Below are 24831 nucleotides of genomic sequence, written 5' to 3' on the forward strand. Positions count from 1 at the left end.
GCCCAATGCCCAAGGAAGTGCTGCTCCCCGAGCTCGCCGAGTCCATCGTCGAGGGCGAGATCTTGAAGTGGCTCGTCGAGGAGGGGGACTACGTCAAAAAGGACCAGCCGATCGTCGAGGTCATGACCGACAAGGTGACCGTCGAGCTGCCCTCGCCCTACGAGGGGGTGCTGGTCAAGAAGCTGGTACAGGAAGGCGACGTGGTCCCGATCCACACCCCGATCGCGCTGATCGCCGAGCCCGACGAGGCCGGCGAGGTGGCCGCGGGGACCGCGCCTACGGCGGCGCAAAGCGAGGAGGCGGAGGAAGACGAACGCGTCCTCTTCAAGCCGGACACCTCCGAGGCCAAGGTCAAGAACCCCTTCGCCGCCACCGCCACCAAGCCGGCCCCCGCGCCCTCCGGCCCGGCGGTCGCCGGGACCAACAAGTTTGGCCGGGTTCTGGCGGTGCCCGCGGCGCGCAAACTGGCCCGGGAGCTGGGCATCGACATCGCCCAGGTGCCGGGCTCGGGGCCCGCTGGCCGGGTGCGGGTCGAGGACGTGCGTCGCTTCGCCGAGGCCGCGCCCCAGCCCGCCGCGGCCCCCGCCGCGCCCAGCGCCTTTCCCCCGCCCCCGACCTACAAGACCCCGAAGGGCTACGAGGACCGGGAGGAACGGGTCCCGCTTCGCGGCATGCGCCGGGTCATCGCCCAGCAGATGGTGGCCAGCCACCTCTACACGGTGCGCACCCTGCACGTGGACGAGGCCGACCTCACCGAGCTGGTCCGCGTCCGCGCCCAGCTCAAGCCCGAAGCCGAGGCCCGCGGCGTGAAGCTCTCCTACCTGCCCTTCATCTTCAAGGCCGTGGTTCAGGGGCTCAAGCGGTTCCCCCAGCTCAACAGTAGCCTCGACGAGGCCCGTGGCGAGATCGTCCTCAAGCGCTACTACAACCTGGGCATGGCGGTGGCCACCGACCAGGGCCTGGTCGTGCCGGTGATCAAGGACGTGGACCGGAAGTCGCTGCTCGAGCTCGCCGCCGAGGCCAACGCCCTCGCGGAGAAGGCCCGCGCGGGCAAGCTCGCCCCCGAGGACGTGACCGGCTCGACCTTCTCGATCACCAACATCGGCTCGATCGGCGGGGTCTTTAGCTTCCCGATCATCAACGTGCCCGACGCCGCGATCCTCGGCGTGCACGCGATCCAGGACCGGCCGGTGGTGCGGGAGGGGGCGATTACGGTGCGCAAAATGATGTACCTCTCGCTCTCCTTCGACCACCGCCTGGTGGACGGCGCGGAGGCAGCGCGCTTCTTGAAGGAGGTCATCAAGTACCTCGAAGCCCCCGAGCTCTGGCTCTTGGAGGCCCGATGAGCGAGGCCGAGTACGACGTCGTGGTCGTCGGCACCGGCCCCGGCGGCTACCACGCGGCGATCCGTGCCGCCCAGCTGGGGCTCAAGGTGCTCGCGGTGGAGAAGGCCGAGATCGGAGGGGTCTGCCTCAACGTCGGCTGCATCCCCACCAAGGCCCTGCTCCACGTCGCCCACACCCTGAAGGCCAGCGAGAAGGCCGCCGAGTTCGGCCTGGTGCTGGAGAAGAAGGCGCTCGAGCTGGAAAGGCTCGCCGGCTGGCGGGACCAGGTGGTGAAGAAGCTCACCAGCGGCGTGGCCTTCCTCTTCAAGGGCAACGGGGTCGACCTCAAACGGGGCACGGCGCGGCTCGTCGGCCCCCGGGAGGTTGACGTTGACGGGGAGCGGGTGCGCGCCAAGCGCGTCATCCTCGCCACCGGCAGCCGTCCCGCCCCGCTTCCGGGCTTTGCCTTCGACGAAGAACGGATCCTCTCCTCCACCGGCGCGCTGCGCGTGGAGGCGGGGATCCCGGAGCGCTTCTTGGCGATCGGCGGCGGCGCGATCGGGCTGGAGTTCGCGGCGATCTACCGCGCCCTGGGCGCTAAGGAAGTGACGGTCCTCGAGTACATGGACCAGATCCTGCCCGGCCAGGACCCCGAGGTCGTCGGGCTCCTCGCCCGTGCGCTGAAAAAGCAGGGGATCAAGCTGATCACCCAGGCCGAGGCCCTGGGCTACGAGGAACACGACGGCGCCCTGCGGGTGCGCTACCGGGAGCGCAAGTCGGGGGCGGAGAAGACCCTCGACGTGGACAAGGTCCTGGTCGCGGTGGGACGCCGGCCGAACAGCGAAGGGCTGGGGCTGGAGGCCGTCGGCCTGACCCCGGACGCGAAGGGCTTTTTGCCCTCGGACCGCCACATGCTCACCAAGGTCCCGGGACTCTACAGCATCGGCGACCTCAGGGGCGGCCCACTCTTGGCCCACAAGGCAATGAAGGAAGGGGTGGTGGCCGCCGAGGTCGCCGCCGGCCAGCCCAGCGCCTTCGACCAGTTCGTCCCCAGCGTGGTCTACACCTTTCCCGAGTTCGCCTCGGTGGGCATGACCGAGGAGGAAGCCAAGGCCAAGGGGCTTGCGGTCAAGGTCGGGCGCTTTCCCTTCACCGCGAACGGCCGGGCGCTCACCTTGCAGGAGGCCGAGGGCATGGTCAAGGTGGTGGCGGAGGCCGAGTACGGGGTGGTGCTCGGGGTGCACGCGGTCGGCCCCCAGGCCGGGGAACTGATCGCCGAGGCCACCCTGGCCCTGGAGATGGGGGCGTTGACCACGGACCTCGAGCTCACCGTCCACCCCCATCCCACCCTCTCCGAGTCGCTGATGGAAGCCGCGGCCAACGTCGAAAAGGCCGCCATCCACATCCTCAATAAGTAAGGCGCTCCACCCCGACACCCCCCAAATGGGGGGTGTCGTGCGCTTGGCGCAGGCATCATAATGAGTCGATGATCAAGTCACGTATTGGCTTCACATTGATCGAGCTATTGGCGGTGATTGCGGTTTTGGCCATCCTGCTGGCCATCGCGGCCCCCAACCTGAGCCGGCTTCGTGCCCAGATGCGCATGGATCAAGCGGCCCAGCTCGTCGCTCAAGAGCTCCAGGCGTGCCGAAGCTTAAGCCTGGGCGAGAGCCGGATCTGCCGATGGCGCGTCACCGCGACCGGGTTCGTCCTCGAACGCTACGCTGAAGACGAAGACGACCCAAGCGTTCTCGGGGCGTTTTGCAACGTCAGCGAAGGCTTCGACCCGGTACGCAACCGCCAGCTTCCCCGTCCGGTGCGCTTTGAAAACCTTGCGCCCGGCGACTGCGTGGCCTTCGATACCCGGGGCTTCGCGCACTTTGGCGGCGGCACCCCGGGCCAGATCAAGCTGAGCGACGGCACCTTGCGGAGGACGGTCGTGCCCTCCCTGGTGGGCGCCATACGGGTGGTGCGATGAGAAGGCGACGCGGCTTCACGCTCATCGAGGTGCTGGTGGCCCTGGTCATCCTGGGGATCGTCGGCGGGGTGGTGGTGACGAGCCTTATCTCCAGCATCCGACTGAACGCCGAGGGACGCGTTCGCGAACGCGCCATCACCGCCACGCACTCCTGGATCGACCGGTTCCAATCCAAAAGCTTGGACTTCCAGCAGTTCACCGGTGGCAAGACCTACCCTTACGGCTACGATTACGCTTCGGACCCCACCTTCGTCGCGGCGGGCGATCCCAACCCCGCTTCCTTGAACAGCGAGTGGTCGGGCTTTAAGTTTTCGGTGCTCACCAAGCAGGTGAGCGAGGATCCCGTCCTCTGGAACGTCGCCATTGAAACCTATTACCGCAAACCGGCGGGAGGTGAAGGCCATTTCACGGTTCAAACCCTCATCAAGCAGTAGAGGGCTCACCCTCATTGAGCTCCTCGTGGCCATGGGGCTCTTGGGCATTCTTAGCCTGCTTGTCCTCCAAGTGCTTACCTCGACGCTACGCACCAAGCGCAGCGAAGACGCGAAGATCTCCATCCAGCAGAACGTGCGCGCGGCCATGAAGGTCGTCGCCGAGGATCTGCGCTCGAGCGCTTTCCTGCACGTTTGGAACCTTCCCGAAGCACAGTGCGACCACCAAGTGCGTTCTCCAGACGTCAACCCCCCCAGCTACACGGGGAAATCGCTCCCCTGCAGCAACCACTACCAGATCGCGGCCGTCACCCTCACCGGATTCCACACCCGGGTCCCCGAGCCGCCGGGAAACTCGTTCACGAACGCCGCAGAGACCCGGGTTTGCGACGCGCGTCCACTCGATGTCGGCGCGCTCGCCCTGCTGGTGAACGGGAACTCGGCGCAGCTCTTACGCATCACGCAACGGCAGCTTCTACGCGACCACACGAAGCCCTGCAGCGGCCCCCACCAACCGCCCCCCAACTCCGATAAGATCCAACACCGCTGGGACAAGATCAGCGGCACCTGGTCCCCGAACGCCTACGTCTTGGGCGCACAAGTCTTCACCTACTACCTCGACGACGACCCCACGACGCCCGGGCGAACCGCCCTGTTCCGCATCCCGGGCCTGAGGGACGCTCCCGCATCGCCGGAGTTGAGCCAGCTCGTGGCCTTCGACATCACCGGGTTCAAGGTCGCGTACGGCGTCCCCCTCGATCCCCAGGACCCCGCCTCGAAGCTGGCCTTCTACCCCACCCTGGAAGCGGCGTTGGATGCGTTGCCCGGGAGCGGGTACAGCACCGTCCCCATGACACCAGGGAAGACCTACGTGGGTTCCATCCTGCGCGCGGTGCGCATTTCGATTACCGGTGAGCGGCGTAACCCCAACACCCGCTACACGCTCACCCAAGTCATCCACTTCAGGAGGTAGCCATGCGGAATAAGAGCGGGTTTGCATTGATCATCGCGCTGAGCGTGATGATGGTCTTGATTGCGGTCATCTTGGCGCTGAGCCTAGCAACCGTGGGCGACCTGCGCCAAACCCGCGCCAGCGTTCAGCACCTCAAAGCGCTGGCAGCGGCCGAAGCCGGCGCCACCTATGCCGAAGCCGTGCTCAGCGACTTCGCTCAGCCGGCGTTCAGCAGCCTGATCCTGCCCTACTCGACCGCCTTCCTCTCGAACGCCAACGACCCCTCCACCGACTGGGTAATCCCCAAGAGGGACTGGGCGACGTTCCAAGCCAACCTCGAAACCCTATTAAACGCCAGTTTTGGAGCGCTCCCCCCGGAATACGGCATCGCCGATGCCCAGGTCGAGCTCACCTACCGCGTTCACGATTTTCGCGGCGCCACCCTTTCGGACACCGCGCAAACCTACGTCGCGGACTATGAGGTCATCGCCACCGGCGTGATCGACAGCGCGCGGCGCCGGGTCCGGGAAACCGGATACCTCTCCATTCAGCTCGGACGTCCCTCGCTCTCCCAGTGGCTCTTTTTGGTCGACGACGCCGGTGGGAAGAACGGCTTTTTCTCAACCGGTACGGTCTTCGACGGACCGGTCCACGCGAACCACGACTGGGGTTTCTGGGGACGGCCGGTCTTCAACGACGTGGCCAGCACCGCCGACGACGGCGCCTGGTACTGGCACTTTAGCGGCGACGGTTGCAGCGGTCCCAACCTCCAATGGATCCAGGGCGACTCGCGCCCACCGTGCACCGTGCCCATCTTTAAGAAAGGCTTCGTGCGCAAGGCCCCCGAGATCGCCCTGCCGTCCAGCGCGGTGTCCCAGGAACGGGCGGCGCTCGGCCTCGATCCGGCGCAGGATGCCGACGGGGACGGCGTCCCCGATCCCGCCACCCAGCGAGAACGCTGCCAGGCGCTGGGCCAACGCCCGGGATGCAGCGTGCCCAAGGGCGTCTACGTGATCAACGACGGCGGCCAGGTCAGCGGCGGGATCTACATCCAGGGCAACGTGAAGCGTCTTACACTTAAAGCCAGCGGTGACGGAAAGCAGGTCTACCGCATCGAACAACGAAAGAACGGCCGCCTCCACCGCTGGACGATCACCGTCGACTACACCGCGAACACGACCCGCGTGCTGCATCAAATGAAGAAGTCTGGGAGCTGGAAAACCCTCTCCGACGAAACCCTAAGCGGCGTGCCCAACGGACATGCGCCGATCGGGAGCGGCGGGCCGACCGGGCAGATCTTCGTCAACGGCGAGATCGAATCCCTTTCCGGCCCACCCCGAACCGGGCCCCTCCCTTGCGGATCCGATTACCCGGGTAGCGCCGACGACTGTCCCGACCATCCCCCACCCGACGCCATTCCCCCCGCGCTTAGCCTGGAGACCCAGCTCAACATCACCGCGACCGGCGCGATCGGCATCACCGGCGACCTCACCTACGAGTGCGACCCGACCCAGCTCGCAAACAGCAGCTACCTTAACCAGCACCCCCGCTGCAACCTCAGCGGGAAGCCGCTCAAGACGGTGCTGGGGGTCATGTCCCAAAGCCAGGACATCACCATCCTCGAGGGCGCCCCGGACAACATCTACCTCTGGGGCTCCTACCTCTCGGGTGCCTCTGGAAAAGGGCTCGCGGTCGAAAACTACAGAGGTCGGGGACCCCAAGGCAAGATGCGGCTCTTTGGCGGCCTGATCCAGAGCAGCGACAAGCTGCGCGGCACGATCGGCTGGAACGGTCAGCTCACCAGCGGGTACATCGAAACCTACGACTACGACACCAGGTTCGCCGACAGCAAGCTGATTCCCCCCAACTTCCCCACCGCGCGGTTCTTCGGCGTTCAAAAGGTCATCCCTGTACCGCTCAGCTACCGAGACTATTAGGGCAAGACCTTTCCCGGATTGAGGTAGCCCTCGGGGTCGAACGCCCGCTTGACGGCGCGGAAAGCCTCGAGGGTCGCCGCGTCCACCGCCTCGGCGAGGAAGGCCCGCTTCATCAGCCCCACGCCGTGCTCCCCGGTGATCACGCCGCCGGCGCGGATCGCCACCCGGGCGATCTCGTGGGCCAGGGCATGGACCTTCTCCACGTCGTCCCCGGGACCGTAGAGGATGTTCGGGTGCAGGTTCCCGTCGCCGATGTGCCCGAACTGCACCAGCGGAAACCCGAAGGCCTCCCCCAGGGCCTGGATCTCGTGCACCACCTCGACCAGGCGGGAACGGGGCACCGCGATGTCCTCGTTGAGCTTGAAGGGCTTGATGCGTCCGAGCGCCGGGCTCACCGCCCGCCGGGCCTGCCAGAGCCGCTCGGCCTCGGCGGCGTCCCGGGCCCGGTGCAGGCGCGCGCCATGGGCGGCGAACGCCGCCTCCACCGCGGCCATCTCGGCCTCCACCTCCTCGAGCTCGTCGCCGTCGGTGTCCACCAGGAGCAGCGCGCCGGCCTCTGTGTCCAGGCCATACCCGAAGGCCGCCTCGACGGCGCGGATGCAGCCTTGATCCATGAACTCGAGCTTCGCCGGGACCGCGCCCCTCCGGATCGCTTCGAAGGCCGCGGCGGCGGCGTCCTCGATGCGGGCAAAGGACGCCGCCAGGGTGCGGGTATAGGTGGGCAGGGGCTCGAGCCGCAGCCAGGCCCCGGTGACCACCCCGAGGGTACCCTCGCTGCCGATGAAAAACCCGGCCAGGTCGTAGGCCTCGCGGGTCAGCCGGTGGCGCTCGCCGTCCGGGGTGACCAGCTCGAGCTCGAGCACGTAATCGCCGGTGACGCCCTTCTTGAAGCACTGCGGGCCCCCGGCGTTCTCCGCGAGGTTTCCGCCGATCGTGCTCATCTTCTGGCTCGCGGGGTCCGGAGGATAGTAGAGCCCGAAGGGCCGGGCGCGCTCGGAGACCCAGGCGGTCACCACCCCAGGCTCGGCCCAGGCCCTGCGGCGTTCGAGGTCAACCGTCAACCGGGTCATGCGGTTCAGCGCCAGCACGATCCCCTCCTCGGTGGGCACCGCCCCGCCGGAGAGCCCGCTGGCCCCGCCCCGGGGAAAGACCGCGATCCCCTCCTCCCGGGCAAAGCGCAGGGTCTGGACCACGTCGTCCACCCCCTCGGCGTAGACCACGGCGAGGGGAATCGCGCCCTCGGTGATCGCGTCGTAGCGATGCAGCACCCGGTCGGCGAGGTCGAGCCGCACCTTGTCCGGACCCAGGGACGTTTGCAGGCGGCGCAGGTTTGCCATCTTCCTTTAGTCTAGACGCATGCGCTACTGGCTGGTGAAGTCCGAGCCCAGCACCTACGCGATCGCCGACCTGGAGCAGGAGCGGGTCGCCGTCTGGGACGGGGTTCGCAACTATCAGGCCCGAAACTTCCTGAGGCAGATGGAAGAGGGCGACGAGGTGCTCTTTTACCACTCCAACGTCAAGCCCCCGGGGGTCGTGGGCCGGGCCCGCGTCCACCGCGCCCGGGTCGTCGATCCCACGCAGTTCGACCCCGCCTCCCCCTACTACGATCCCAAGGCCAGCCTGGAGCGCCCTCGCTGGATCACGGTGGAGCTCGAGCACCTCGAGACCTTCCCGCGCATGGTCACCCTCGCTGAACTGCGCGAGCGCTTTTCTCCCGAAGACCTCCACCTCCTTCGCCGCGGCAACCGGCTCTCGGTGATGCCGGTCCCCGAGCCGATCTACCGCGAGATCGTTTCCCTCGCCCATGAAGCCTGAGATCATCGCCCACCGCGGGGCCCGCAGCCTGGCCCCGGAGAACACCTTGATCGCGGCCCAAAAGGCCCACGCCCTCGGCGCCGACCTTTGGGAAACCGACATCGGGGTCAGCCGCGACGGCGTGCCCATCCTGATGCACGACGCCTCGCTGCGCCGCACCACCGACGCCGAAACCCGCTTTCCCGACCGTGCCCCCTGGACCCTCACCGAATTCACCCTGGATGAGCTCAAGGCGCTCGACGCCGGGAGCTGGTTCTTGGCCGACGACCCCTTTGGCGAGGCCAAGGCCCTGGGCCCTGGAGAAGCCCGGGCGATCCAAGAGGCCAAGGTCCCCACCCTGGAGGAGGCGCTCAAGCTAACCCAGGCGCTCGGCTGGCGGGTCAACCTCGAGCTCAAGCACCAACCCCCGCCGATGCAGGCCTTTCCCCTCTTGGAAGCGGTCTTCGAGGTCATCGACCGGCTCGGCCTGGCGTCCAAGACGGTGGTGCTCAGCTCCTTCGACCTGGACCTGATGCGCAAAGCCCGCGCCCTGCGCCCGGAGTTTCGCGTGCAGGCGGTGCTCGGCGACGACCGCCACCGCCCGATCGACTGGGGGGTGGCGGAGGACTTCGACGAGCTCAACCCCCGCGCCGAGCTCACCCCGCCCGAGGTCGTCGAACGCCTCGCCGCCAGGGGCAAACGGATCCGCCCCTGGACGGTGAACGATCCCGCCTTCGCCCAGCGGCTCCTCGAAGCCGGCGCGGCGGGGATCTTCACCGACTACCCCCAGCGCCTGGTGCCGCTGGTGCGCTAGAGCAGGCCCCTTTGATCGTCGACGGCCCGCCTTCGCTCGCGACCCGCAAAAAGCTCGGCCCGACGACGCGCTTCGCGCATGGGCTCGCGAACCGGGTCCGCTCTCAGCTCGTCGATGCCTAGGCGTCTTGCGCCTTTTGCGCCCGCTCGCGCATCGCCGCCCAGACCACCTCGGAGAGGTGGCGGACCTCGACCTTGGGACCGTAGGTGCGGGCCCCCAGGTCGAGCTGCAAAAGGCAGCCCGGGTTCTCCACGGTGAGCACCTCGGCGTCGGTCTCGGCGACGCCCTGCATCTTGGTTTCCAAAATGCGCATCGCGTTCTCGGTGTGGGTCAGGTTGTAGACCCCGGCCGAGCCGCAGCAGTCGGTGTTGCCCGGCATCGGCCGGTAGTCGGCGACGAAGCTCAGGACCCGCTCCGGCTCCTCCTTGACCCCTTGCGCGTGGCAGGCGTGGCAGGCGTGCTGGTGGGTGGTGGGAAAGGGAAAGCGCACCGAGTCGGGCAGCCCCGCCCGGTCCAGGAACTCGGAAAAGAGCAGGACCCGGCGCGAGACCCTGGCGGCCTTCTCGCCGTAGACCGGGTCGTCCTTGAAGTGTCGGGCGTACTTTTTCAGCTCGGCGGCGCAGGCGGCGCAGTCGGTGACGATGTAATCGGCCTCGAGGTCGGCGTAGTGGTCGAGGTTCTTCTTGGCCAAGGCCTCGAACCCCCGCAGGTCGCCCTCCTCGATGTGCGGGGCGCCGCAGCAGGTGGTCTCGCGGGGGATGACCACCTCGTAGCCCGCGGCCTGCATGACCCGCACCGTGGCCTCGGAGGCCTCGGAGAAGACCAGGTTCATCACGCAGCCGAGGAAGAAGGCCACCCGCCCCCTTGGCGCCCCTTCGGGCCGGAGCACCCGGGGCCCGAAGAGGCGTAGCGCGGGGCGGATGGGCCGCTCGGGGAGGAGGCGCTCGGCGAAGGCCAGGGCCTTGAGCCCCAGCCGATCCAAAATGCGCGTTCCCCGCACCAGGCGCTGCAAGCCGCTGCGCTGGTAGACGACCAGGGCCAGGTTCGCGAGGTCGATGAGCCAGGGCAGGTAAAAAACGCGCAAAGCCAGCGCGGTCAGCGCGTCCTTGGGACGGCCGCCCTGCAAGGCGACGCGAGCGTCGAGGGCGGCCTCGCCGGGCTTGACCCCGCTCGGGCAGACCGTCTGGCAGGCGCGGCAGTCCAGGCAGTCGTAGGCCGCCTCCAGCACCAGGGCCTTCTCGGTTTCCGGCACCAGGCCCTTGGCGTAGTCGGCATAAAGCAAGACGCGCCCCCTGGGGCCCTGGATCTCCTCGTGAAAGAGGTTATAGGTCGGGCAGACCGAGGTGCAGAGCCCGCAACGGACGCAGGTCTCGGCGTCGGCGACCAGGCGCTCGAGGTCCACGGAAAGAGCTTATCAAAGGCTTATGGCCCGTGGCGCGTGGCCACGCGCTCAGGCGATCTTCCCGTGACAATGCTTGTACTTCTTCCCGCTCCCGCACCAGCAGGGGTCGTTGGGGCCGAGCTTTTTCTCCTTCTTGACCGGCTTCGGCTTGGCCTTTTGCGCGCCCGCGGGCTGGGCCTGGGCCTTCTTGGGCTTGGGCACGGGGACGTAGACGTCGGGCTTCGGCGGCTCGGCCTCGACCTTGAGGCGGAAGAGGAACTTGGTGGCCTCGGACTTGATGAAGCCGATCATCTCGTTGAAGAGCCTCGTCGCCTCGAACTTGTACTCCTGGAAGGGGTCCTTTTGAGCGTACGAGCGCAGCCCAATGCCCTGGCGCAGCACGTCGAGGTTGTGCAGGTGCTCCTTCCAGGCCGAGTCCACGATCGAGAGGATGACGAAGCGCTCGACCGCGCGCATGACCTCGGGCCCGAGCTCGGCCTCGCGGGCCTCGTAGGCCTTGCGGGCGAAGTCGAGGACCGCCTCCTGGGCCTTTTCCGGCGTCAGCTCGCGTAGCGCTTCGAAGTCGAAGGTCTCGAAGGCCGGGACGTAGTCGACGAGCGCCGCCTTGAGCCCCGCCAGGTCCCATTCCTCGGGGTGGATCTGGGGGTTGAGGAAGTTCTCCGCGACCCCGGCGATCGTGTCCTCGACCATCGCCAGCGCCGCCTCCCGCACCTCGTCGTCCTTGCCCAAAAGCACCTTGCGGCGCTGGGCGTAGATCACCTCGCGCTGGCGGGCCATCACGTCGTCGAACTGCAAGAGCTGCTTGCGGATCGCGAAGTTGCGGTCCTCCACGCGCCGCTGGGCGCGCTCGATGGCGTTGGTCACCATCTTGTGCTCGATGGGCTCGGAGTCGTCGAACCCCATCCGGTCGAGCATGGCGATGACCCGGTCGGAGGCGAAGAGTCGCAAGAGCTCGTCGTCGAAGGAGACGTAAAAACGGCTGGACCCGGGGTCCCCTTGCCGCCCGGAGCGGCCGCGCAGCTGGTTGTCGATGCGCCGGGACTCGTGGCGTTCGGTCCCGATGATGTGCAGCCCGCCGAGCTCCTTGACCAGGGCCTCGTCGGCCTCGGTCTGCTTCTTGATCTCGCGGATCTGCGCGATCAAGCCTTCCTCGACACCGAGCTCTTCGGCCAAAGCCCGGGCCTCGTCCTCCTTGCCCATCAAGAGCTTCTTGATGAAGAGCTCGACCTTCCACTCGTAGCGGTCGAAGCCGTGCTTTTCCAAGAGGTCCGCGGCCAGGTACTCGGGGTTGCCGCCGAGCTTGATGTCGGTCCCCCGGCCGGCCATGTTGGTGGCGATCGTCACCGTCTTGGAGCGGCCCGCCTGGGCGACGATCTCCGCCTCCCGCTCGTGGTACTTGGCGTTCAGCACCTGGTGGGGAATCCCTTTGCGGATCACCTCCAGCGTGTGCACCGCGGTCTTGAGGTCCGCCCAGGCGTTGGCCAGGTTGCCCTTTTGCTCGACGAAGAGGGGATCGAAGGCCGCCAGGTCCTTCTCCCGCAGGTTGCCCGGACGCGCGAGCAGCTTTTTCAGCCGGTCCCAGTCCTCACCGGACTTCTTCTTCAGCTCCTTCTTTAGCGCCTCGACGCGCTGCTCCAGGCGCGGCAGGTAGTGCCGCGGCTCCTTGAGCATCGCCGAGAGCCGCTCGGACTTCTCGATCGAGATCGTGCCCACCAACACCGGCTGGCCCAGCTCGTACTTCTCCGCGATCTCCTCGACCACCGCGAGGAACTTCCCGCGCTCGGTGCGGTAGACCTGGTCCGGGTAATCGACGCGGATGACCGGCTTGTTGGTGGGGACGACGATCACGTCCATGTTGTAGATCTCTTGGAACTCCTTCTCCTCGGTCTTCGCGGTGCCGGTCATCCCCGCGGTCTTGTCGTAGAGGCGGAAGAAGTTCTGGTAGGTGATCGTGGCCAGGGTCTGGTTCTCGCGCTCGATCTTCACCCCTTCCTTGGCCTCGATCGCCTGGTGCAGCCCCTCGCCGAAGCGGCGGCCGGGCATCAGGCGGCCGGTGAACTCGTCGACGATGATCACCTGGCCGTCCTTGACGATGTAGTCCTGGTCGCGGTGGTAGAGCTCCTTGGCCCGGATCGCCTGGATCAGCATGTGGGCGATCTCCATGTTCTCCGGGCTAAACAGGCCCTGGATGCCGAGGAGCTTCTCCGCTCGCTCGATCCCCCGCTCGGTGAGCTGGACGTGCCGCTGCTTTTCGTCGATCGTGTAGTCGCCGGTGGGCTCCTTGTCCTTCTCGTGGGGCTCCGGCTGCTCGCCGCGCTCGAGCTTCTTGGCGATCTCGGCGAGCTTGTAGTAGAGGTCGGTGGCCTTCTCCGCGGGGCCGGAGATGATCAGCGGGGTGCGCGCCTCGTCGATCAGGATCGAGTCCACCTCGTCGACGATCGCGTAGTGCAGGGGATGGTCGTGGCGCAGCACCAGCTGGTCCGGACTGAGCGCCATGTTGTCGCGCAGGTAGTCGAAGCCGAGCTCGGAGTTGGTGACGTAGGTGACGTCCGCGAGGTAGGCCTTCCGCCGTTCGGGGGGCGGGGTGTCGTGCTGGATCGCCGCGACCTCGAGGCCCAGCCCCTTGTAGACCGGCCCCATCCACTCCGCGTCGCGCCGGGCCAGGTAGTCGTTGACCGTCACCAGGTGCACGCCCTTCCCGGTCAGGGCGTTCAGGGCCACCGCTAGGGTGGCCACCAGGGTCTTCCCCTCGCCGGTCTTCATCTCGGCGATCCGGCCCTCGTGGAGGACCGCGCCGCCGATCAGCTGCACGTCGTAGTGGCGCATTCCAAGGAAGCGCTTGGCGGACTCCCGGGTGAGGGCGAAGACCCGGGGCATGAGCGCCTCCAGCGATTCGCCGCCCTCAAGGTGCGCGCGCTTGAGCTTTTCGTACTCGGCCGCGAGGTCCTCGATCTTTGCCACCTCGGGCTCGAGGGCGTTGGTCGGCTCGACCACGGTCTTGTAGTAGCGCTGCACCTCGCGCTCGTTGTTGTCGAAGATTTTCCTGAGGATTCCCAGCATAAGTCCCCGTTATTCTACGCCCGGCACGTGAGAAGTCTCGGCCAGCGGCAGGTAGGGGCGGGCCTCGAGGTCCAGGGGGCTGGGCGCCAGGCCCCGCACCCGCTTTCGCCAGGCGGCGAGGGCCACCATCGCGCCGTTGTCGGTGGCCAGCTCGAAGGGCGGGAAGTGGGCCTCAAGGCCGCTGGCCTCAAGGCGTGCCCTAAGCGCCCGGTTCGCCGCGACCCCGCCCGCGACCACCACCCGGGTGCGGCCGAGGTCCTTGGCGGCGCGCTCGAGGGTGGCGACCAGGCTCTCGACGACCACCGCCTGGAACGCGGCGGCGAGGTCCTCGGGCCGGTGGCCCTGATCCAAGAGGCGCCCGAATGCGGTCTTCAGCCCGGAAAAGCTGAAGTCGTAGCCCTTTTGCCCTTTAAGCGGCAGGGGCAGCGCGACCCGGCCGGGGTCGCCCCGCTCGGCCAGCGCGGCGATCGCCGGGCCGCCAGGGTAGCCCAGCCCAAGGCGCCGCGCCGCCTTGTCGAAGGCCTCCCCGGCGGCGTCGTCCCGGGTCGCGCCGAGCAACCGGTAGACCCCCTCGGCGGGCACGTCGAAGAGGTGGGTGTGCCCGCCGGAAGCCAGCAGCGCGAGGTAGGGCGGGACGAGCCCCTCGCCCTCGGCGGCAGCGAGGTGGGCCTCGAGGTGATGGATGCCATAAAAGGGTCGATCGAGCGCCAGCGCCAGCCCCTTGGCGTAGGAAAGCCCCACCAAGAGCGGCCCCACCAACCCGGGCCCGCGGGTCGCGGCGACGACGTCGATCGTCTCCACCCCCAGCCCGGCCTCGCCAAGGGCCCGCTCCACCAGGCGATCGATCACCCGGGTGTGCTCGCGAGAAGCCAGCTCCGGCACCACCCCACCGAAGCGGGCGTGCAGGCCGACCTGGGAGGCGACGAGGTTGACCAACACCCGCCCGTCCTCCACCAGGCCCACCCCGGTGTCGTCGCAGGAGGTCTCGATGCCAAGGACGATCACAAATCTACACTTTAGCAAAATAAAGCCCTACGATAAAGGGCGTGACCGAGGGCACCCTGGCGGACTACCACGGGCTGCGGCCCCTTCCTTTTGAAACCGGGCGGATCTTCGTCAAGGCCGGCGCGCGCGGCTTTCCCGACCCCCGCTATGCGCTCTTGGCCCGGACGATGGCCCCCGAGGGCCGCACCCTGGACCTGAACCCGGGGATCGGCCTCCTCGCGGTCACCGCCCGCGCCCGGGGGCTGGAGGTGGAGGCGATCGAGCCCAGCCGCGCGGCCTTTCGCGCGCTCCAGGCCAACGCCGAGGCCTGGGGCTTTGCCGCCCGGGCGGGCCTGCCCTGGGAGGCCGAGGCGGCGCGCTACGACACCGCGCTGCTGGTCCTGCCCGCAGAGCGGGGCAGCCGCTACACTGAGGCGGCGCTGATCGCCGCCGGACGGGCCCTCAGGCCCGGGGGGCGGCTTTGGATCGCGGGCGATAAGCACAAGGGGTTCGAGCGCTACTTCAAGCGGGCCAAGGCCCTGGTGGGCTTTGGCAAGGTGGTGCAGCGCGAAGGCGGGCTTCGCGTCGCGGTGCTGGAAAAGGAGCACGCCGCCGAGCTTCCTCCTCTATGGCAGCGCTTTGAGGCCGAGCTTCGCGGGCGCCGCTATAGCTTTTACACCCTCCCCGGGGTCTTTTCGGAGGGCCACGTGGACCCCGCGAGCGCGCTGCTGCTGCGCACCCTGCCGCAAATCCGGCCGGGGCAGCGGGTCCTTGACCTGGGCGCCGGCTACGGCGCGCTGGCCCTGCCGCTGGCCGCCGAGGGAGCCAGGGTGGTGGGGCTCGAGGACGACCTCGCCGCCGTCCGCGCCGCCCGGCGCTCCGCCGAGGCCGCCGGCCTGGAGGTCGCGCTGTTCCATTCCGACGTCGACGAAGCCTTGCAGGACGGGGAAAGATTTGATATCGTGGTTACGAATCCCCCCTTTCACCTTGGGGGGAGCGTCGTTCTGGACGTGGGCAGGGCGTTCGTGGAGGCGGCCTACCGACACCTTGAAGACGGCGGAAGGTTATACCTGGTGGCCAACCCCTTTCTAAAGTACGAGCCTTTGCTCGAAGCGCGCTTTGGCCGCTTCGAGACCTTGGCCGTGGACCGCTTCAAGGTGCTGTCCGCGACGCGCTAGCCAGAGGAGGACCATGAAGAAAAAGACCGCGACCAAAGAACCCAGCGTCCTGGAAAACCAAGCGGTGCAAAAGCTCTTGAAGAAGGGCAAGAAGGCGGGCTCCCTCTCCGAAGAGGAGGTCCGCTCCGCGATGGAGGACGCCCTCGCGGAGCTCGGGGAGGAGGCCTTCGAGGAGTCCTACGAAGAGGTGCTGGACTACCTCGACGCCGAGGGCGTGGACATCGTCGCCGACGACGAAGCGGACGACCCCTTGCTCGCCGAGGAGGACGCGGTCGAAGAGGACGAGGGGGAAGAGGAGGAAGAAGAACTCACCACCCGGGTCTCGACCTCCGACCCGGTGCGGCAGTACCTGCACGAGATCGGCCAGGTGCCGCTCCTCACCCTCGAGGAGGAGGTCGACCTGGCCCGCCGCGTCGAAGAGGGCGAGAAGGCCATGGAAAAGCTCGCGGAAGCCACGGGCATCGATGTGGACACGATCCGCGAGGTCATCCGGGCCCAGGTCCGGCACGGCGGACGGGTGCCGCACATCCCCGGCGTGGACAAGAAGGTCGACGAGGCGCTGATCCGGGAGGTCGACCAGAAGCTCCGGAGCCTGCCCAAGGAGAAGAAGCGCTACCTGCACATCGCCCGTGATGGCGAGCTGGCCCGCCAGCACCTGATCGAGGCCAACCTTCGCCTGGTGGTTTCGATCGCCAAGAAGTACACCGGCCGCGGCCTCTCCTTTTTGGACCTCATCCAGGAGGGCAACCAGGGCTTGATCCGCGCGGTCGAGAAGTTCGAGTACCGCCGCCGCTTCAAGTTCTCCACCTACGCGACCTGGTGGATCCGCCAGGCGATCAACCGGGCGATCGCCGACCAGGCGCGCACGATCCGCATCCCGGTGCACATGGTGGAGACGATCAACAAGCTCACCCGCACCGCGCGGCAGCTCCAGCAGGAGCTGGGGCGCGAGCCCACCTACGAGGAGATCGCGGAGGCGATGGGGCCGGGCTGGGACGCGAAGAAGGTCGAGGAGACCTTCAAGATCGCCCAGGAACCGGTCAGCCTGGAGACGCCGATCGGCGACGAGAAGGACTCCTTCTACGGGGACTTCATCCCCGACGAGCACCTGCCGAGCCCGGTGGACACCGCGGCCCAGACGATGCTCTCGGAGGAGCTGGAGAAGGCCCTCTCCAAGCTCTCGGAGCGCGAGGCGATGGTGCTCAAGCTGCGCAAGGGGCTGATCGACGGCCGCGAGCACACCCTGGAGGAGGTCGGGGCCTACTTCGGGGTGACCCGAGAGCGCATTCGCCAGATCGAGAACAAGGCCCTGCGCAAGCTGAAGTACCACGAGTCGCGGACCCGCAAGCTGCGGGACTTCCTCGAGTAACCCACGGGGCCGGGGCTTCCCGGCCCGCTTTTTTGGAGGCTGCATGTCCCACGACGAGGTTCCGCTGCGCTGGACCGAGGGAGGGGGGAAAGGGGTCTGCGCCCTCTACCCCGGGCTGCGCTACGGCCTTGAGCGCCCCTTCCTCTACTTCACCGCCAAGGCCGCGCGCTTCCTCAGCTACGATCTGCTCGAGGTCCCCTACCGCCTCGACGCACTGCCCCCCGAGGCGCGCGGCCCCTACCTGGAGCGGGTGGCCGAGGTCAGCCTGGCCCAGGCCGAAGCGCGGGGAGGCCGGCTGCTCTTGGTCGGCAAGTCGGTCGGCACCCTGATCCTCGCCGCCAGCCTGGACCGGCTCCGCCGGGATGCGGCGCGGGTCTGGCTGACCCCCCTCCTCCTGGACGCGCGGGTGCGCGCGGCGCTCGAACACGAACGCCAGGGTCTGGTGGTGGTCGGCGACCAAGACCCCTTAAGCCCGATCGAGCAAGCCAAAGCGCTCGCCGGACCGGGCCGGTCGCTTCTCGTTCTGGAGGGCGCCGACCATAGCTTGGAGCTCGACGACCCCCGGGAGACGGTGCAGGGCCTTGCGCGCTACCTCGAGGCCCTCTTCGCCTTCGTGCAGGGCTAGGGGGCTTTGGGCACCAGCCTGAGGCGGATCGGCCCGGTGGTGTCGATCGGGGCCGCGGCGACGATCGACACCTCGGTCGTCTTCTCGCGTTCTAGGCGCTCGGCCAGACGCGAGAGCGCCGTGTCGGGAAGGCGATCCCGCTCCAGGATGAAGTCGGGCACCCCGAGGGCGCGCAGGCGCTCCTCGGCCTGACGCCGCAGCCGGCGCAAAGCGGCGAGGGCCTCGGAGGGGCTTTGCGGCAGCTCCGCAGCAGCGATCAGCGCCCCCGCCGGAAACAGGCGCTTTTTGGGGACGAAGCCGAGCTCGACCTCGAGCGCCCCATCCTCGCGCACCCCTACGGCACGCACGAACAAAAGCCCCGCCCCCTGCCACCCGGAGGTCGCCGCGGGGCGGGGGACGAGGCGGGCAAAACCAAAGCCAGCGGCCCGCGCTTTGGCCGCGGCCAGCGCCCGCTGCATCGTGACCGAGATCGGCTCGTCCCCCGACGTCTCCACCACCGCGAGCACCTGACCGCGAAGGGAGGCGTTCAACCCCGAGACCAGGGCCTTGTTTTTCTTCGAGAGCTCCCCCAGCTGGCCGCGCAGGCGCGCCGCCGCCAGGCGGGCCTCGTCGAGCGCCTGCGAAAGGCGACGGTTTTCCTCTTGCAGGGCCTGATTTCGTTGCTCGATCTCGGCCTTGAGCGCGGCGAGCTCGGCGACGTCGCCCTCAAGCTTTTGGGCCTCGTCCTCGAGGCGGTAGACCTCGGCGGAGAGCCGCGACTGCTCGGCCTTCAACGCGCTCAGGGTGCTGAGCGCCGCCTCGGCCCGGGCCTCGGCCTCCTTGCGCGCCGCCTTGAGGCTGACCACCTCGGCCTTGAGCTGCTCGAGCGTCGCTTTGAGGGTGGACAGCTCCTCCTGGGCCCGGCGCGCCTCCTCCTGCAGCCGGGAAAGCTCGGCCTCCTTTTCGCGAAGCATCCCCTCCTTGACCTCGAGCGCGGCGTTGAGCTCGCCAAGTCGGGCCTCGCGCTCGGAGAGCCGACGCTCGGCGCGTTCCAGCTCCTTTCTGAGCGCCCGCTCGCGGTTCCTGAGCGTCTCCTCCCGGGCGAAGGCCCGCGCCGCCTGGGCCTTGAGGTTCGCCACCGCCTGCCGCAAGCGCTCCTGCTCCTTCAAGAGCCCGGCCCGTTCCTTGAGCAGCGCGTTGCGCTCCTGACGCACGGTCTGAGCCTCGAGGATCGTCTCCCGAGCGTCCTGCACCAAAAGCATCAGCGCGGCGAAGACCAAGACCGCGATCAGCATTCCGCTGAGCACCGCGACCAGCAGCCCGGTGGTGCGCGGCCTGAGCCCCAGGATGCGCAGATGCCGCCGGCCCACCTTCCGCCCCACGACGTCGCCGGCGTAGGCGATCAGCGCCCCGAGCAACATCAGGAAGAGGACCGCAGCCCAGAGGCTCATGCTAAAGCTCGAACTCTTCCCCGAGGTAGTAGCGCCGGGCCCCGGTGTCCCGGGCAAAGGCCTCGGGCTCCCCGGAAAAGACCACCGCCCCGTCGTACATCAGGTACACCCGGTCGGTGAGCGCCAGGGTCTCCCGCACCGCGTGGTCGGTGATGAAGATACCCACCCCGCGGCGGGCCCGCAGCTCCTCGATGAGCTTTTGGATCTCCCGCACGCTCTTGGGATCGACGCCGGTGAATGGCTCGTCGAGGAGGATGAAGTCGGGTTCGGTGGTCAGGGCCCGGGCGATCTCCAGCCGGCGCCGCTCGCCGCCGGAGAGGGTGTAGGCGTACTTGTCCGCCAGGTGCAGGATCCCGAACTCATCGAGGAGGCTCCGGGCCAGGTCGAGCCGTGCCTTACGGGAGAGGGGGCGGTACTCGAGAATCGCCAAGAGGTTCTCAAGGGCGGTCATGCGCCGAAAGGCCGAGGGTTCCTGGGGCAGGTAGCCAAGGCCCATGCGCGCCCGGCGGTACATCGGCAGGCGGGTGACGTTCTGGCCCTTGAGCTCGATCCGGCCCGTGTTGGGCTTGACGAAGCCCACGATCATGTAAAAGGTCGTGGTCTTCCCCGCCCCGTTCGGACCGAACAGCGCGACGATCTCCCCGCGCGCAAGCTCGAGGGTCACCCCGCGCACCACCTCGCGGCGGCCGTAGCGCTTTTTGAGTCCGATCGCGCGCATCCGCGCGGGCAGGGGGGCGGTCTGGGCCTCGGCGCTCATCCCCTTCACGCTAGCACGGAGACCTGAGGGTAGAATAAAAAGGTGCGCACACTCGGCTGGTTGCTCCTGGCCCTGGGCCTGTTGCTGCTGGTCCCCTTCATCGGGCCGCTCTTTGCCGTCTTGATCGCGCTCGCGGTCTTGCTGCCGGTCCTCCTCGGGGCCCTCACCCTGGCCCTGGTCCTCGGGCTTCCCCTGGTGCTCTTGGTCATCGGCTTCGCCCTGGCCAAGGCCCTCCTCCCCCTCCTGCTCATCGGTCTCGGGCTTTGGTTGATCTACGCCGCCCGTCCTGCGGAGGCGGGGGCATCGCCAAGAACGCCATCAGGCTGAGGACCGCAAGGAGCCAGGGGAACGCACCGCCCCCGGCGCCGGTACGCTGCATGAGCCCGGCGAACCAAAAGAAGAGACCGCTGGCCACGCCAAAGCGCAGGGCCAGGGCGCGCCAGTCCTCGAGGGTCTCGACCCCCCGCCGGGCCTGAAGCAACGCCGCCCCAAGGACGAAAAGCGCGATCAGGCCCACGACGAACGCCCCAAGCCGGGCGGCCTCCCCGAGCCGACCCCAGGGCAGCAGGTAGACCGGCGGGAAGAAGACCAGCATCAAGAGCAGCTCGAGGAAGACGAGCTTGGCCGCCTCGCGCTGGTCGGGCCGCATGCTAGTGGTGCAGGATCCGCGCCAGGAAGTTCTTGGTCCGCGCGTGCTGGGGGTGGGAGAAGATCGCCTCTGGGGTCCCCTCCTCGACGATCCGCCCCTCGTCCATGAAGATCACCCGGTCGGCGACGTCCCGGGCGAAGCCCATCTCGTGGGTGACCACGATCATCGTCATTCCCGAGCGGGCCAGCTCGCGCATCACGTCCAGGACCTCCCCCACCATCTCCGGGTCGAGCGCGCTGGTGGGCTCGTCGAAGAGCATGATCTTGGGCTCCATCGCCAGGGCGCGGACGATCGCGGCGCGCTGCTGCTGGCCGCCGGAGAGCTGGGCCGGGTACTTGTGGGCCTGGTCCGCGATCCCCACCCGCTGCAGGAGCTCCATCGCCTTCTTCACCGCGGCCTCCCGGGGCTGCTTGCGCACCTTGGTGGGGGCCAGGATGACGTTTTCCAAAATCGTCATGTGGGGGAAGAGGTTGAACTGCTGGAAGACCATCCCCACCTCGCGGCGGATCGCCTCGATGTTGCGCACGTCCTCGTTGAGCTCCACCCCGTCGACGACGATGCGCCCCTTTTGAATCGGCTCCAGCCGGTTGATGGTGCGGATCAGCGTGCTCTTCCCCGAACCCGAGGGGCCGATCACCACCAGCACCTCCCCGGGGGCGACCTCGAGGTCCACGTCCTTCAAGACGTGCAGGTCGCCAAACCACTTGTTGACCTTTTCCATGCGAATGATGGGTTCCATCGACACCTCCAGTCTACCGGCTTCCCAGACCCATCGCCCGCTCCAGCCGGCGGGACAGGTAGGAGAGCGTCGCCGCCCCCAGGAAGTAGACGAGCATCAAGAAGAGGTACACCTCGCGCTCGAGCCCCAGGTACTTGGGGTTCGAAAGCACCGCCTGGGCCATCGAGAGCAGGTCCAGGATCCCGATGATGATGAAGAGCGAGGTGTCCTTGAAGATCGCGATCGCCTGCCCGATCAACGCCGGGATCACCGCCCGGATCGCCTGCGGCAGGATGACGAAGACCACCGTGTGCAGCCCCGAGAGGCCGAGCGCCCAGGCCGCCTCCCACTGCCCTTTGGGCACGCCCTGCAGCCCGCCGCGGACGTACTCGGCGAGGTAGGCCGCGGCAAAGAGGACGAACCCCGCGATCCCCCGCACCAGCTGGGGCACACGGAAGTTCTCGGGGACGAAGAGCGGGACCATGATCCAGGCCAGAAAGAGGACGGTGACCAGGGGCACCCCGCGCACGAGCTCGATGTAGAGGGTGGAGAGGAAGCTGATCACCGGCATCTTGCTGGTCCGCCCGAGCGCCAGCGCGAGCCCCAGGGGAAAGGCCAGCGCCACCGCGAAGAGGGTGGCCACGACGGTGAGCAAGAGACCGCCCCAGCGGTTCGTCGGCACCCCAGCCAGGACCTCGAGGGAGACCAGGAGCCCGACGAACCAGACCAGGACCGCGAGCCGGGCCGAGCGCCGCCTTGGAAGGCGCGCGGCCAGGGCCAGGCCCAAAAGCCCCGCGGCGAGCGCGGCGAAGAGCCCGGCGCGGCTCGCCGGCAGTAGGACCGGCCAGGCCAGGAGCCAAACGAGGCCCGCAGCGACCGGCGCGCCGAGCCAGAACCCCCGCCCCACGCGGGCCAGCGCCCCGGCGGTGAACCCCACCACGAAGAGGAAGACCGCGAGCGCGACCCAGACTCGCCAGATCGCCTCCGGTGGGTAGGGACCGACCATAAGGAGGCGGAAGTTGTTGGGGATCACGTCCCAGCGCGCCTCGGTGAACGCCCAAACGAGGACCGCGCGGCCTACCACCACCAGCAGGTAGCCGGTGACCAGGGTCAGCAGGGTGTTCCAGGGGCCGTTGAAGAGGTTGTCCTTGATCCAGCTCCAGATCATCGCGCCGCCCCCTTAAGCGCCACCCGGCGGTTGTAGGCGTTGACCAGGGCGCTGATCGTCAGGCTGAGCGTGAGGTAGACGCCCATCACGATGAGGATGCCCTCCAAACTGCGCCCGGACTGGTTGGCGATGGTGCCGTAGACGTTGAAGAGGTCCGGGTAGCCCACCGCAATCGCCAGCGAAGAGTTCTTGGTGAGGTTGAGGTACTGGTTGCCCAGCGGAGGGACGATGATGCGCATCGCCTGGGGCAGGATGACCAGGCGCAGGGTCTGGCCGTAGCTCAGGCCCAAGGAGCGTGCCGCCTCCCACTGCCCCCGGGGCAGGGAGAGGATCGCCCCGCGCACGATCTCGGCGATGTAGGAGGCGGTGTAGACGACGAGCGAGAGCAACACCGCGGAGTACTCCGGGCTGAGCTGGGCCCCGCCGACCACGCGGAACCCGCGCTTTTCCGGCACCGAGAGGACCAGAGGCTCCCCGGCCACCAGGAAGCCGACGACCAGCGCGAGGGCTCCGAGGCCCAGCAGCCAACGCCGCCCCCGGCCCCAAAAGAGCCCGAGGAGGATGACGAAGAGCGCGGCCCAAAAGAAGGGGGCGAAGGCTGCCCAGCCGGGGCCGGGGACCGGCCAGGGCACGAAGAGCCCGCGCTGGCTAATCACCAGGCCGAAGACCTCGCTCGCCTGACGCACCGGGGGCAGCTTCAACATCGCCCCGAAGTACCAGAAGAACATCTGCACCAGGAGTGGGGTGTTGCGCACCAGCTCGACGAAGGCGAAGGAGAGACGGTTGACCAGCCAGTTCGAGGAGAGCCGACCCACCCCGACCAAGACCCCGAGCAGCGTGGTCAGGACGATGCCCGCGATCGAAACCCGGAGGGTGTTGTAGACGCCGGTGAAGAAGGCCTGCCAGTAGGCGTCGGAGGGCATGAAGGGACGGAGGACCAGGCGATGGCCCTCGAACGCCAGCGTCTTCCCCTCGGAGATGGTGAAGCCGGCCTCCTGCCCGAGGAAGGAAAAGGTAAAGGGGATGCCCCGGGCCACCATCCCCTGGTAGGCGGTGTAGCCGAGGAAGAAGAGGGCCCCAAGGACGGCGAGGCTCACCCCGAGTTGCAACAGCACCCCGAGCACGCGGATGTCTTTGTAAAAGGGAACGCGCTGCATCTTTGTCCTCTAGAAGGCGGCCCCTAATGGGGCCGCCGCGGCACACAAGGCATCACGCAACTTAGCGGAAGGGGGGCGAGTACATCAACCCGCCGCGGGTGTAGAGGTCGTTGAGGCTGCCCTTGCGGGGGATGTAGAAGGGCGAGTTGGGCCCGAGGTGGCGGTCGTAGATCTCGCCGTAGTTCCCCACGTGGCGAATCACCCGGGCGACGAAGTCGTTGCTCAGGCCAAGCCCCTCGCCCAGGGTCCCCTCGACGCCGAGGAAGCGCTTGAACGCGGGCTTATCACTCTTCAAGGCGGCGTCGAGGTTCTTCTGGCCGATGCCGAACTCCTCCGCCTGGATCGTGGCGTAGACGATCCAGGTCAACGCGTCGCGCCAGCGGGAGTCGTTTTGGAAGGTGAACCCGGCGAGGGGTTCCTTGGAGAGCGTCTCGGGGAGGATCACCAGCGCCTCGGGGTCCGGGGCCTTGGCCTTCCAGCCCACCAGGCCGGACTTGTCGGTGGTCACCGCGTCGCAGCGGCCGGAGAGGAAGGCGTTGAAGACCTTGTCGAAGGACTCGAAGGTCAAGAGCTTGTTGCCCTTCCAGCCCTGGGCGCGGACGAAGTCCGTCCAGTTCTTCTCGGTTGTCGTCCCCTGGTTGGTGCAGACGGTGGCGCCCTCGAGCTCGTAGACCGAGGTCACCCCCAGGTCCTTTTGCACCATCACCCCCTGACCGTCGTAGAAGTTGACCGGGAGGAAGTCCACCCCGACCGCTCCGTCGCGGCTGGTGGTGATCGTGGTGTTGCGAAAGACCACGTCCACCTCGCCGGTCTGGATCGCGTTGAAGCGCGCCTTCGCGGTCAGGGGAACGTACTCGACCTTGCCGGGGTCATCGAAGAGCGCGGCGGCCACCGCGCGGCAAAAATCGACGTCGAAGCCCACGTACTGCCCGGTCTTCTCGTCGACGTAGCCGAAGCCGGGGGCCTTGCCGTTGACCCCGCAGATCAGCTTGCCGCGCGCCTTGACCACGTCCATGCGCGACTTCTCCGCCATGCCCAGGGTACCCAGGGCCAAGACCAGGATCGCCAACAGTCCGAATAGGTTGCGCATATTTAAAACCTCC

23 protein-coding genes are annotated in these 24831 nt (G+C 67.9%); 12 read left to right on the top strand and 11 right to left on the bottom strand.

Annotated features, from left to right (window positions below):
* Positions 1–5: 5 nt before the first annotated feature.
* From ACZ48Y_RS04475 to ACZ48Y_RS04500, 6 genes are all read left to right on the top strand, one after another.
* The gene (locus ACZ48Y_RS04475; protein ID WP_464742569.1) at positions 6–1346 is read left to right on the top strand and encodes a dihydrolipoamide acetyltransferase family protein; all 1341 of its coding nucleotides are present in this window, start codon (positions 6–8) and stop codon (positions 1344–1346) included.
* On the top strand, positions 1343–2743 hold the full coding sequence (gene lpdA, locus ACZ48Y_RS04480; RefSeq protein WP_464742571.1) for a dihydrolipoyl dehydrogenase: 1401 nt from the start codon (positions 1343–1345) through the stop codon (positions 2741–2743). The genes ACZ48Y_RS04475 and lpdA overlap by 4 nt, the downstream gene beginning before the upstream one ends.
* Before the next feature lie 68 nt (positions 2744–2811).
* The gene (locus ACZ48Y_RS04485; protein ID WP_464742574.1) at positions 2812–3303 is read left to right on the top strand and encodes a pilus assembly FimT family protein; all 492 of its coding nucleotides are present in this window, start codon (positions 2812–2814) and stop codon (positions 3301–3303) included.
* A complete protein-coding gene (locus tag ACZ48Y_RS04490; RefSeq protein ID WP_464742576.1) occupies positions 3300–3737 on the top strand; it encodes a type IV pilus modification PilV family protein in 438 nt (145 codons plus the stop codon). Before ACZ48Y_RS04485 ends, ACZ48Y_RS04490 begins: the two co-directional genes overlap by 4 nt.
* Positions 3697–4707, top strand: coding sequence for a PilW family protein (locus tag ACZ48Y_RS04495; protein WP_464742578.1), 1011 nt, complete (start codon positions 3697–3699; stop codon positions 4705–4707). Before ACZ48Y_RS04490 ends, ACZ48Y_RS04495 begins: the two co-directional genes overlap by 41 nt.
* A gap of 2 nt (positions 4708–4709) precedes the next feature.
* Positions 4710–6623 carry a DUF4900 domain-containing protein gene (locus ACZ48Y_RS04500; RefSeq protein ID WP_464742580.1) on the top strand — a complete coding sequence of 638 codons (1914 nt, stop codon included), beginning with the start codon at positions 4710–4712 and terminating at the stop codon, positions 6621–6623.
* On the opposite strand, the gene ACZ48Y_RS04505 is transcribed toward ACZ48Y_RS04500, so the two are convergent.
* On the bottom strand, positions 6620–7960 hold the full coding sequence (locus ACZ48Y_RS04505) for an FAD-binding oxidoreductase (protein ID WP_464742582.1): 1341 nt from the start codon (positions 7958–7960) through the stop codon (positions 6620–6622). The two genes, ACZ48Y_RS04500 and ACZ48Y_RS04505, sit on opposite strands and share 4 nt — an antisense overlap.
* A gap of 19 nt (positions 7961–7979) precedes the next feature.
* Here ACZ48Y_RS04505 and ACZ48Y_RS04510 point away from each other — a divergent pair, with 19 nt between their 5' ends.
* Positions 7980–8438 (top strand): EVE domain-containing protein, encoded by a 459-nt coding sequence (locus ACZ48Y_RS04510; protein ID WP_464742584.1) that lies wholly within the window; start codon positions 7980–7982, stop codon positions 8436–8438.
* Complete coding sequence (locus tag ACZ48Y_RS04515; protein ID WP_464742586.1) at positions 8428–9231, top strand: glycerophosphodiester phosphodiesterase; 804 nt, start codon at positions 8428–8430, stop codon at positions 9229–9231. Before ACZ48Y_RS04510 ends, ACZ48Y_RS04515 begins: the two co-directional genes overlap by 11 nt.
* A 118-nt stretch (positions 9232–9349) precedes the next feature.
* On the opposite strand, the gene ACZ48Y_RS04520 is transcribed toward ACZ48Y_RS04515, so the two are convergent.
* Genes ACZ48Y_RS04520 through tsaD form a run of 3 tightly spaced genes read right to left on the bottom strand, consistent with a single transcriptional unit; the run spans position 9350 to position 14698 of the window.
* Positions 9350–10633, bottom strand: coding sequence for a (Fe-S)-binding protein (locus ACZ48Y_RS04520; RefSeq protein WP_464742588.1), 1284 nt, complete (start codon positions 10631–10633; stop codon positions 9350–9352).
* A gap of 48 nt (positions 10634–10681) precedes the next feature.
* On the bottom strand, positions 10682–13693 hold the full coding sequence (secA, locus tag ACZ48Y_RS04525) for a preprotein translocase subunit SecA (RefSeq protein ID WP_464742590.1): 3012 nt from the start codon (positions 13691–13693) through the stop codon (positions 10682–10684).
* Positions 13694–13702: 9 nt separating this feature from the next.
* Positions 13703–14698: a tRNA (adenosine(37)-N6)-threonylcarbamoyltransferase complex transferase subunit TsaD gene (gene tsaD, locus ACZ48Y_RS04530; protein WP_464742592.1), complete on the bottom strand. Its 996-nt coding sequence runs from the start codon at positions 14696–14698 to the stop codon at positions 13703–13705.
* A 41-nt stretch (positions 14699–14739) separates the two neighbouring features.
* Between tsaD and ACZ48Y_RS04535 the strand changes: the two genes are divergently transcribed.
* Genes ACZ48Y_RS04535 through ACZ48Y_RS04545 form a run of 3 tightly spaced genes read left to right on the top strand, consistent with a single transcriptional unit; the run spans position 14740 to position 17849 of the window.
* Positions 14740–15855: a methyltransferase gene (locus ACZ48Y_RS04535; protein WP_464742594.1), complete on the top strand. Its 1116-nt coding sequence runs from the start codon at positions 14740–14742 to the stop codon at positions 15853–15855.
* 13 nt (positions 15856–15868) lie between these two features.
* Complete coding sequence (rpoD, locus tag ACZ48Y_RS04540; protein WP_464742596.1) at positions 15869–17224, top strand: RNA polymerase sigma factor RpoD; 1356 nt, start codon at positions 15869–15871, stop codon at positions 17222–17224.
* Between the two features lie 43 nt (positions 17225–17267).
* Positions 17268–17849, top strand: a complete 582-nt coding sequence (locus tag ACZ48Y_RS04545; RefSeq protein WP_464742598.1) for an alpha/beta fold hydrolase — start codon at positions 17268–17270, stop codon at positions 17847–17849.
* Here the strand turns inward: ACZ48Y_RS04545 and ACZ48Y_RS04550 are convergent.
* Both ACZ48Y_RS04550 and lptB read right to left on the bottom strand, forming a co-directional pair.
* A complete protein-coding gene (locus tag ACZ48Y_RS04550) occupies positions 17846–19279 on the bottom strand; it encodes a DUF3084 domain-containing protein (protein WP_464742600.1) in 1434 nt (477 codons plus the stop codon). The genes ACZ48Y_RS04545 and ACZ48Y_RS04550 overlap by 4 nt on opposite strands.
* Before the next feature lies 1 nt (position 19280).
* Positions 19281–20036 (bottom strand): LPS export ABC transporter ATP-binding protein, encoded by a 756-nt coding sequence (lptB, locus tag ACZ48Y_RS04555; RefSeq protein WP_464742602.1) that lies wholly within the window; start codon positions 20034–20036, stop codon positions 19281–19283.
* Between the two features lie 42 nt (positions 20037–20078).
* Between lptB and ACZ48Y_RS04560 the strand changes: the two genes are divergently transcribed.
* Positions 20079–20363 carry a hypothetical protein gene (locus ACZ48Y_RS04560; protein ID WP_464742604.1) on the top strand — a complete coding sequence of 95 codons (285 nt, stop codon included), beginning with the start codon at positions 20079–20081 and terminating at the stop codon, positions 20361–20363.
* Here the strand turns inward: ACZ48Y_RS04560 and ACZ48Y_RS04565 are convergent.
* The 5 genes from ACZ48Y_RS04565 to ACZ48Y_RS04585 form a co-directional block, all read right to left on the bottom strand.
* Entirely contained in the window at positions 20284–20685 is a 402-nt protein-coding gene (locus ACZ48Y_RS04565) for a hypothetical protein (RefSeq protein WP_464742606.1), read from the bottom strand. The genes ACZ48Y_RS04560 and ACZ48Y_RS04565 overlap by 80 nt on opposite strands.
* Before the next feature lies 1 nt (position 20686).
* Positions 20687–21424, bottom strand: a complete 738-nt coding sequence (locus ACZ48Y_RS04570; protein ID WP_464742608.1) for an amino acid ABC transporter ATP-binding protein — start codon at positions 21422–21424, stop codon at positions 20687–20689.
* Positions 21425–21437: 13 nt separating this feature from the next.
* Positions 21438–22571, bottom strand: a complete 1134-nt coding sequence (locus ACZ48Y_RS04575; protein ID WP_464742610.1) for an amino acid ABC transporter permease — start codon at positions 22569–22571, stop codon at positions 21438–21440.
* Positions 22568–23728, bottom strand: coding sequence for an amino acid ABC transporter permease (locus ACZ48Y_RS04580; RefSeq protein WP_464742612.1), 1161 nt, complete (start codon positions 23726–23728; stop codon positions 22568–22570). The genes ACZ48Y_RS04575 and ACZ48Y_RS04580 overlap by 4 nt, the downstream gene beginning before the upstream one ends.
* Before the next feature lie 61 nt (positions 23729–23789).
* Positions 23790–24818, bottom strand: coding sequence for an amino acid ABC transporter substrate-binding protein (locus ACZ48Y_RS04585; RefSeq protein WP_464742614.1), 1029 nt, complete (start codon positions 24816–24818; stop codon positions 23790–23792).
* Positions 24819–24831: the final 13 nt, after the last annotated feature.

The sequence above is a fragment of the Rhabdothermus arcticus genome (assembly GCF_055382915.1).

Coding starts and splice junctions, on each gene's coding strand:
- ACZ48Y_RS04475 (WP_464742569.1), top strand. CDS start 6: ATGCCCAAGGAAGTGCTGCTCCCCGAGCTCGCCGAGTCCATCGTCGAG.
- lpdA (WP_464742571.1), top strand. CDS start 1,343: ATGAGCGAGGCCGAGTACGACGTCGTGGTCGTCGGCACCGGCCCCGGC.
- ACZ48Y_RS04485 (WP_464742574.1), top strand. CDS start 2,812: ATGATCAAGTCACGTATTGGCTTCACATTGATCGAGCTATTGGCGGTG.
- ACZ48Y_RS04490 (WP_464742576.1), top strand. CDS start 3,300: ATGAGAAGGCGACGCGGCTTCACGCTCATCGAGGTGCTGGTGGCCCTG.
- ACZ48Y_RS04500 (WP_464742580.1), top strand. CDS start 4,710: ATGCGGAATAAGAGCGGGTTTGCATTGATCATCGCGCTGAGCGTGATG.
- ACZ48Y_RS04505 (WP_464742582.1), bottom strand. CDS start 7,960: ATGGCAAACCTGCGCCGCCTGCAAACGTCCCTGGGTCCGGACAAGGTG.
- ACZ48Y_RS04510 (WP_464742584.1), top strand. CDS start 7,980: ATGCGCTACTGGCTGGTGAAGTCCGAGCCCAGCACCTACGCGATCGCC.
- ACZ48Y_RS04515 (WP_464742586.1), top strand. CDS start 8,428: ATGAAGCCTGAGATCATCGCCCACCGCGGGGCCCGCAGCCTGGCCCCG.
- secA (WP_464742590.1), bottom strand. CDS start 13,693: ATGCTGGGAATCCTCAGGAAAATCTTCGACAACAACGAGCGCGAGGTG.
- rpoD (WP_464742596.1), top strand. CDS start 15,869: ATGAAGAAAAAGACCGCGACCAAAGAACCCAGCGTCCTGGAAAACCAA.
- ACZ48Y_RS04545 (WP_464742598.1), top strand. CDS start 17,268: ATGTCCCACGACGAGGTTCCGCTGCGCTGGACCGAGGGAGGGGGGAAA.
- ACZ48Y_RS04550 (WP_464742600.1), bottom strand. CDS start 19,279: ATGAGCCTCTGGGCTGCGGTCCTCTTCCTGATGTTGCTCGGGGCGCTG.
- lptB (WP_464742602.1), bottom strand. CDS start 20,036: ATGAGCGCCGAGGCCCAGACCGCCCCCCTGCCCGCGCGGATGCGCGCG.
- ACZ48Y_RS04565 (WP_464742606.1), bottom strand. CDS start 20,685: ATGCGGCCCGACCAGCGCGAGGCGGCCAAGCTCGTCTTCCTCGAGCTG.
- ACZ48Y_RS04570 (WP_464742608.1), bottom strand. CDS start 21,424: ATGGAACCCATCATTCGCATGGAAAAGGTCAACAAGTGGTTTGGCGAC.
- ACZ48Y_RS04575 (WP_464742610.1), bottom strand. CDS start 22,571: ATGATCTGGAGCTGGATCAAGGACAACCTCTTCAACGGCCCCTGGAAC.
- ACZ48Y_RS04580 (WP_464742612.1), bottom strand. CDS start 23,728: ATGCAGCGCGTTCCCTTTTACAAAGACATCCGCGTGCTCGGGGTGCTG.
- ACZ48Y_RS04585 (WP_464742614.1), bottom strand. CDS start 24,818: ATGCGCAACCTATTCGGACTGTTGGCGATCCTGGTCTTGGCCCTGGGT.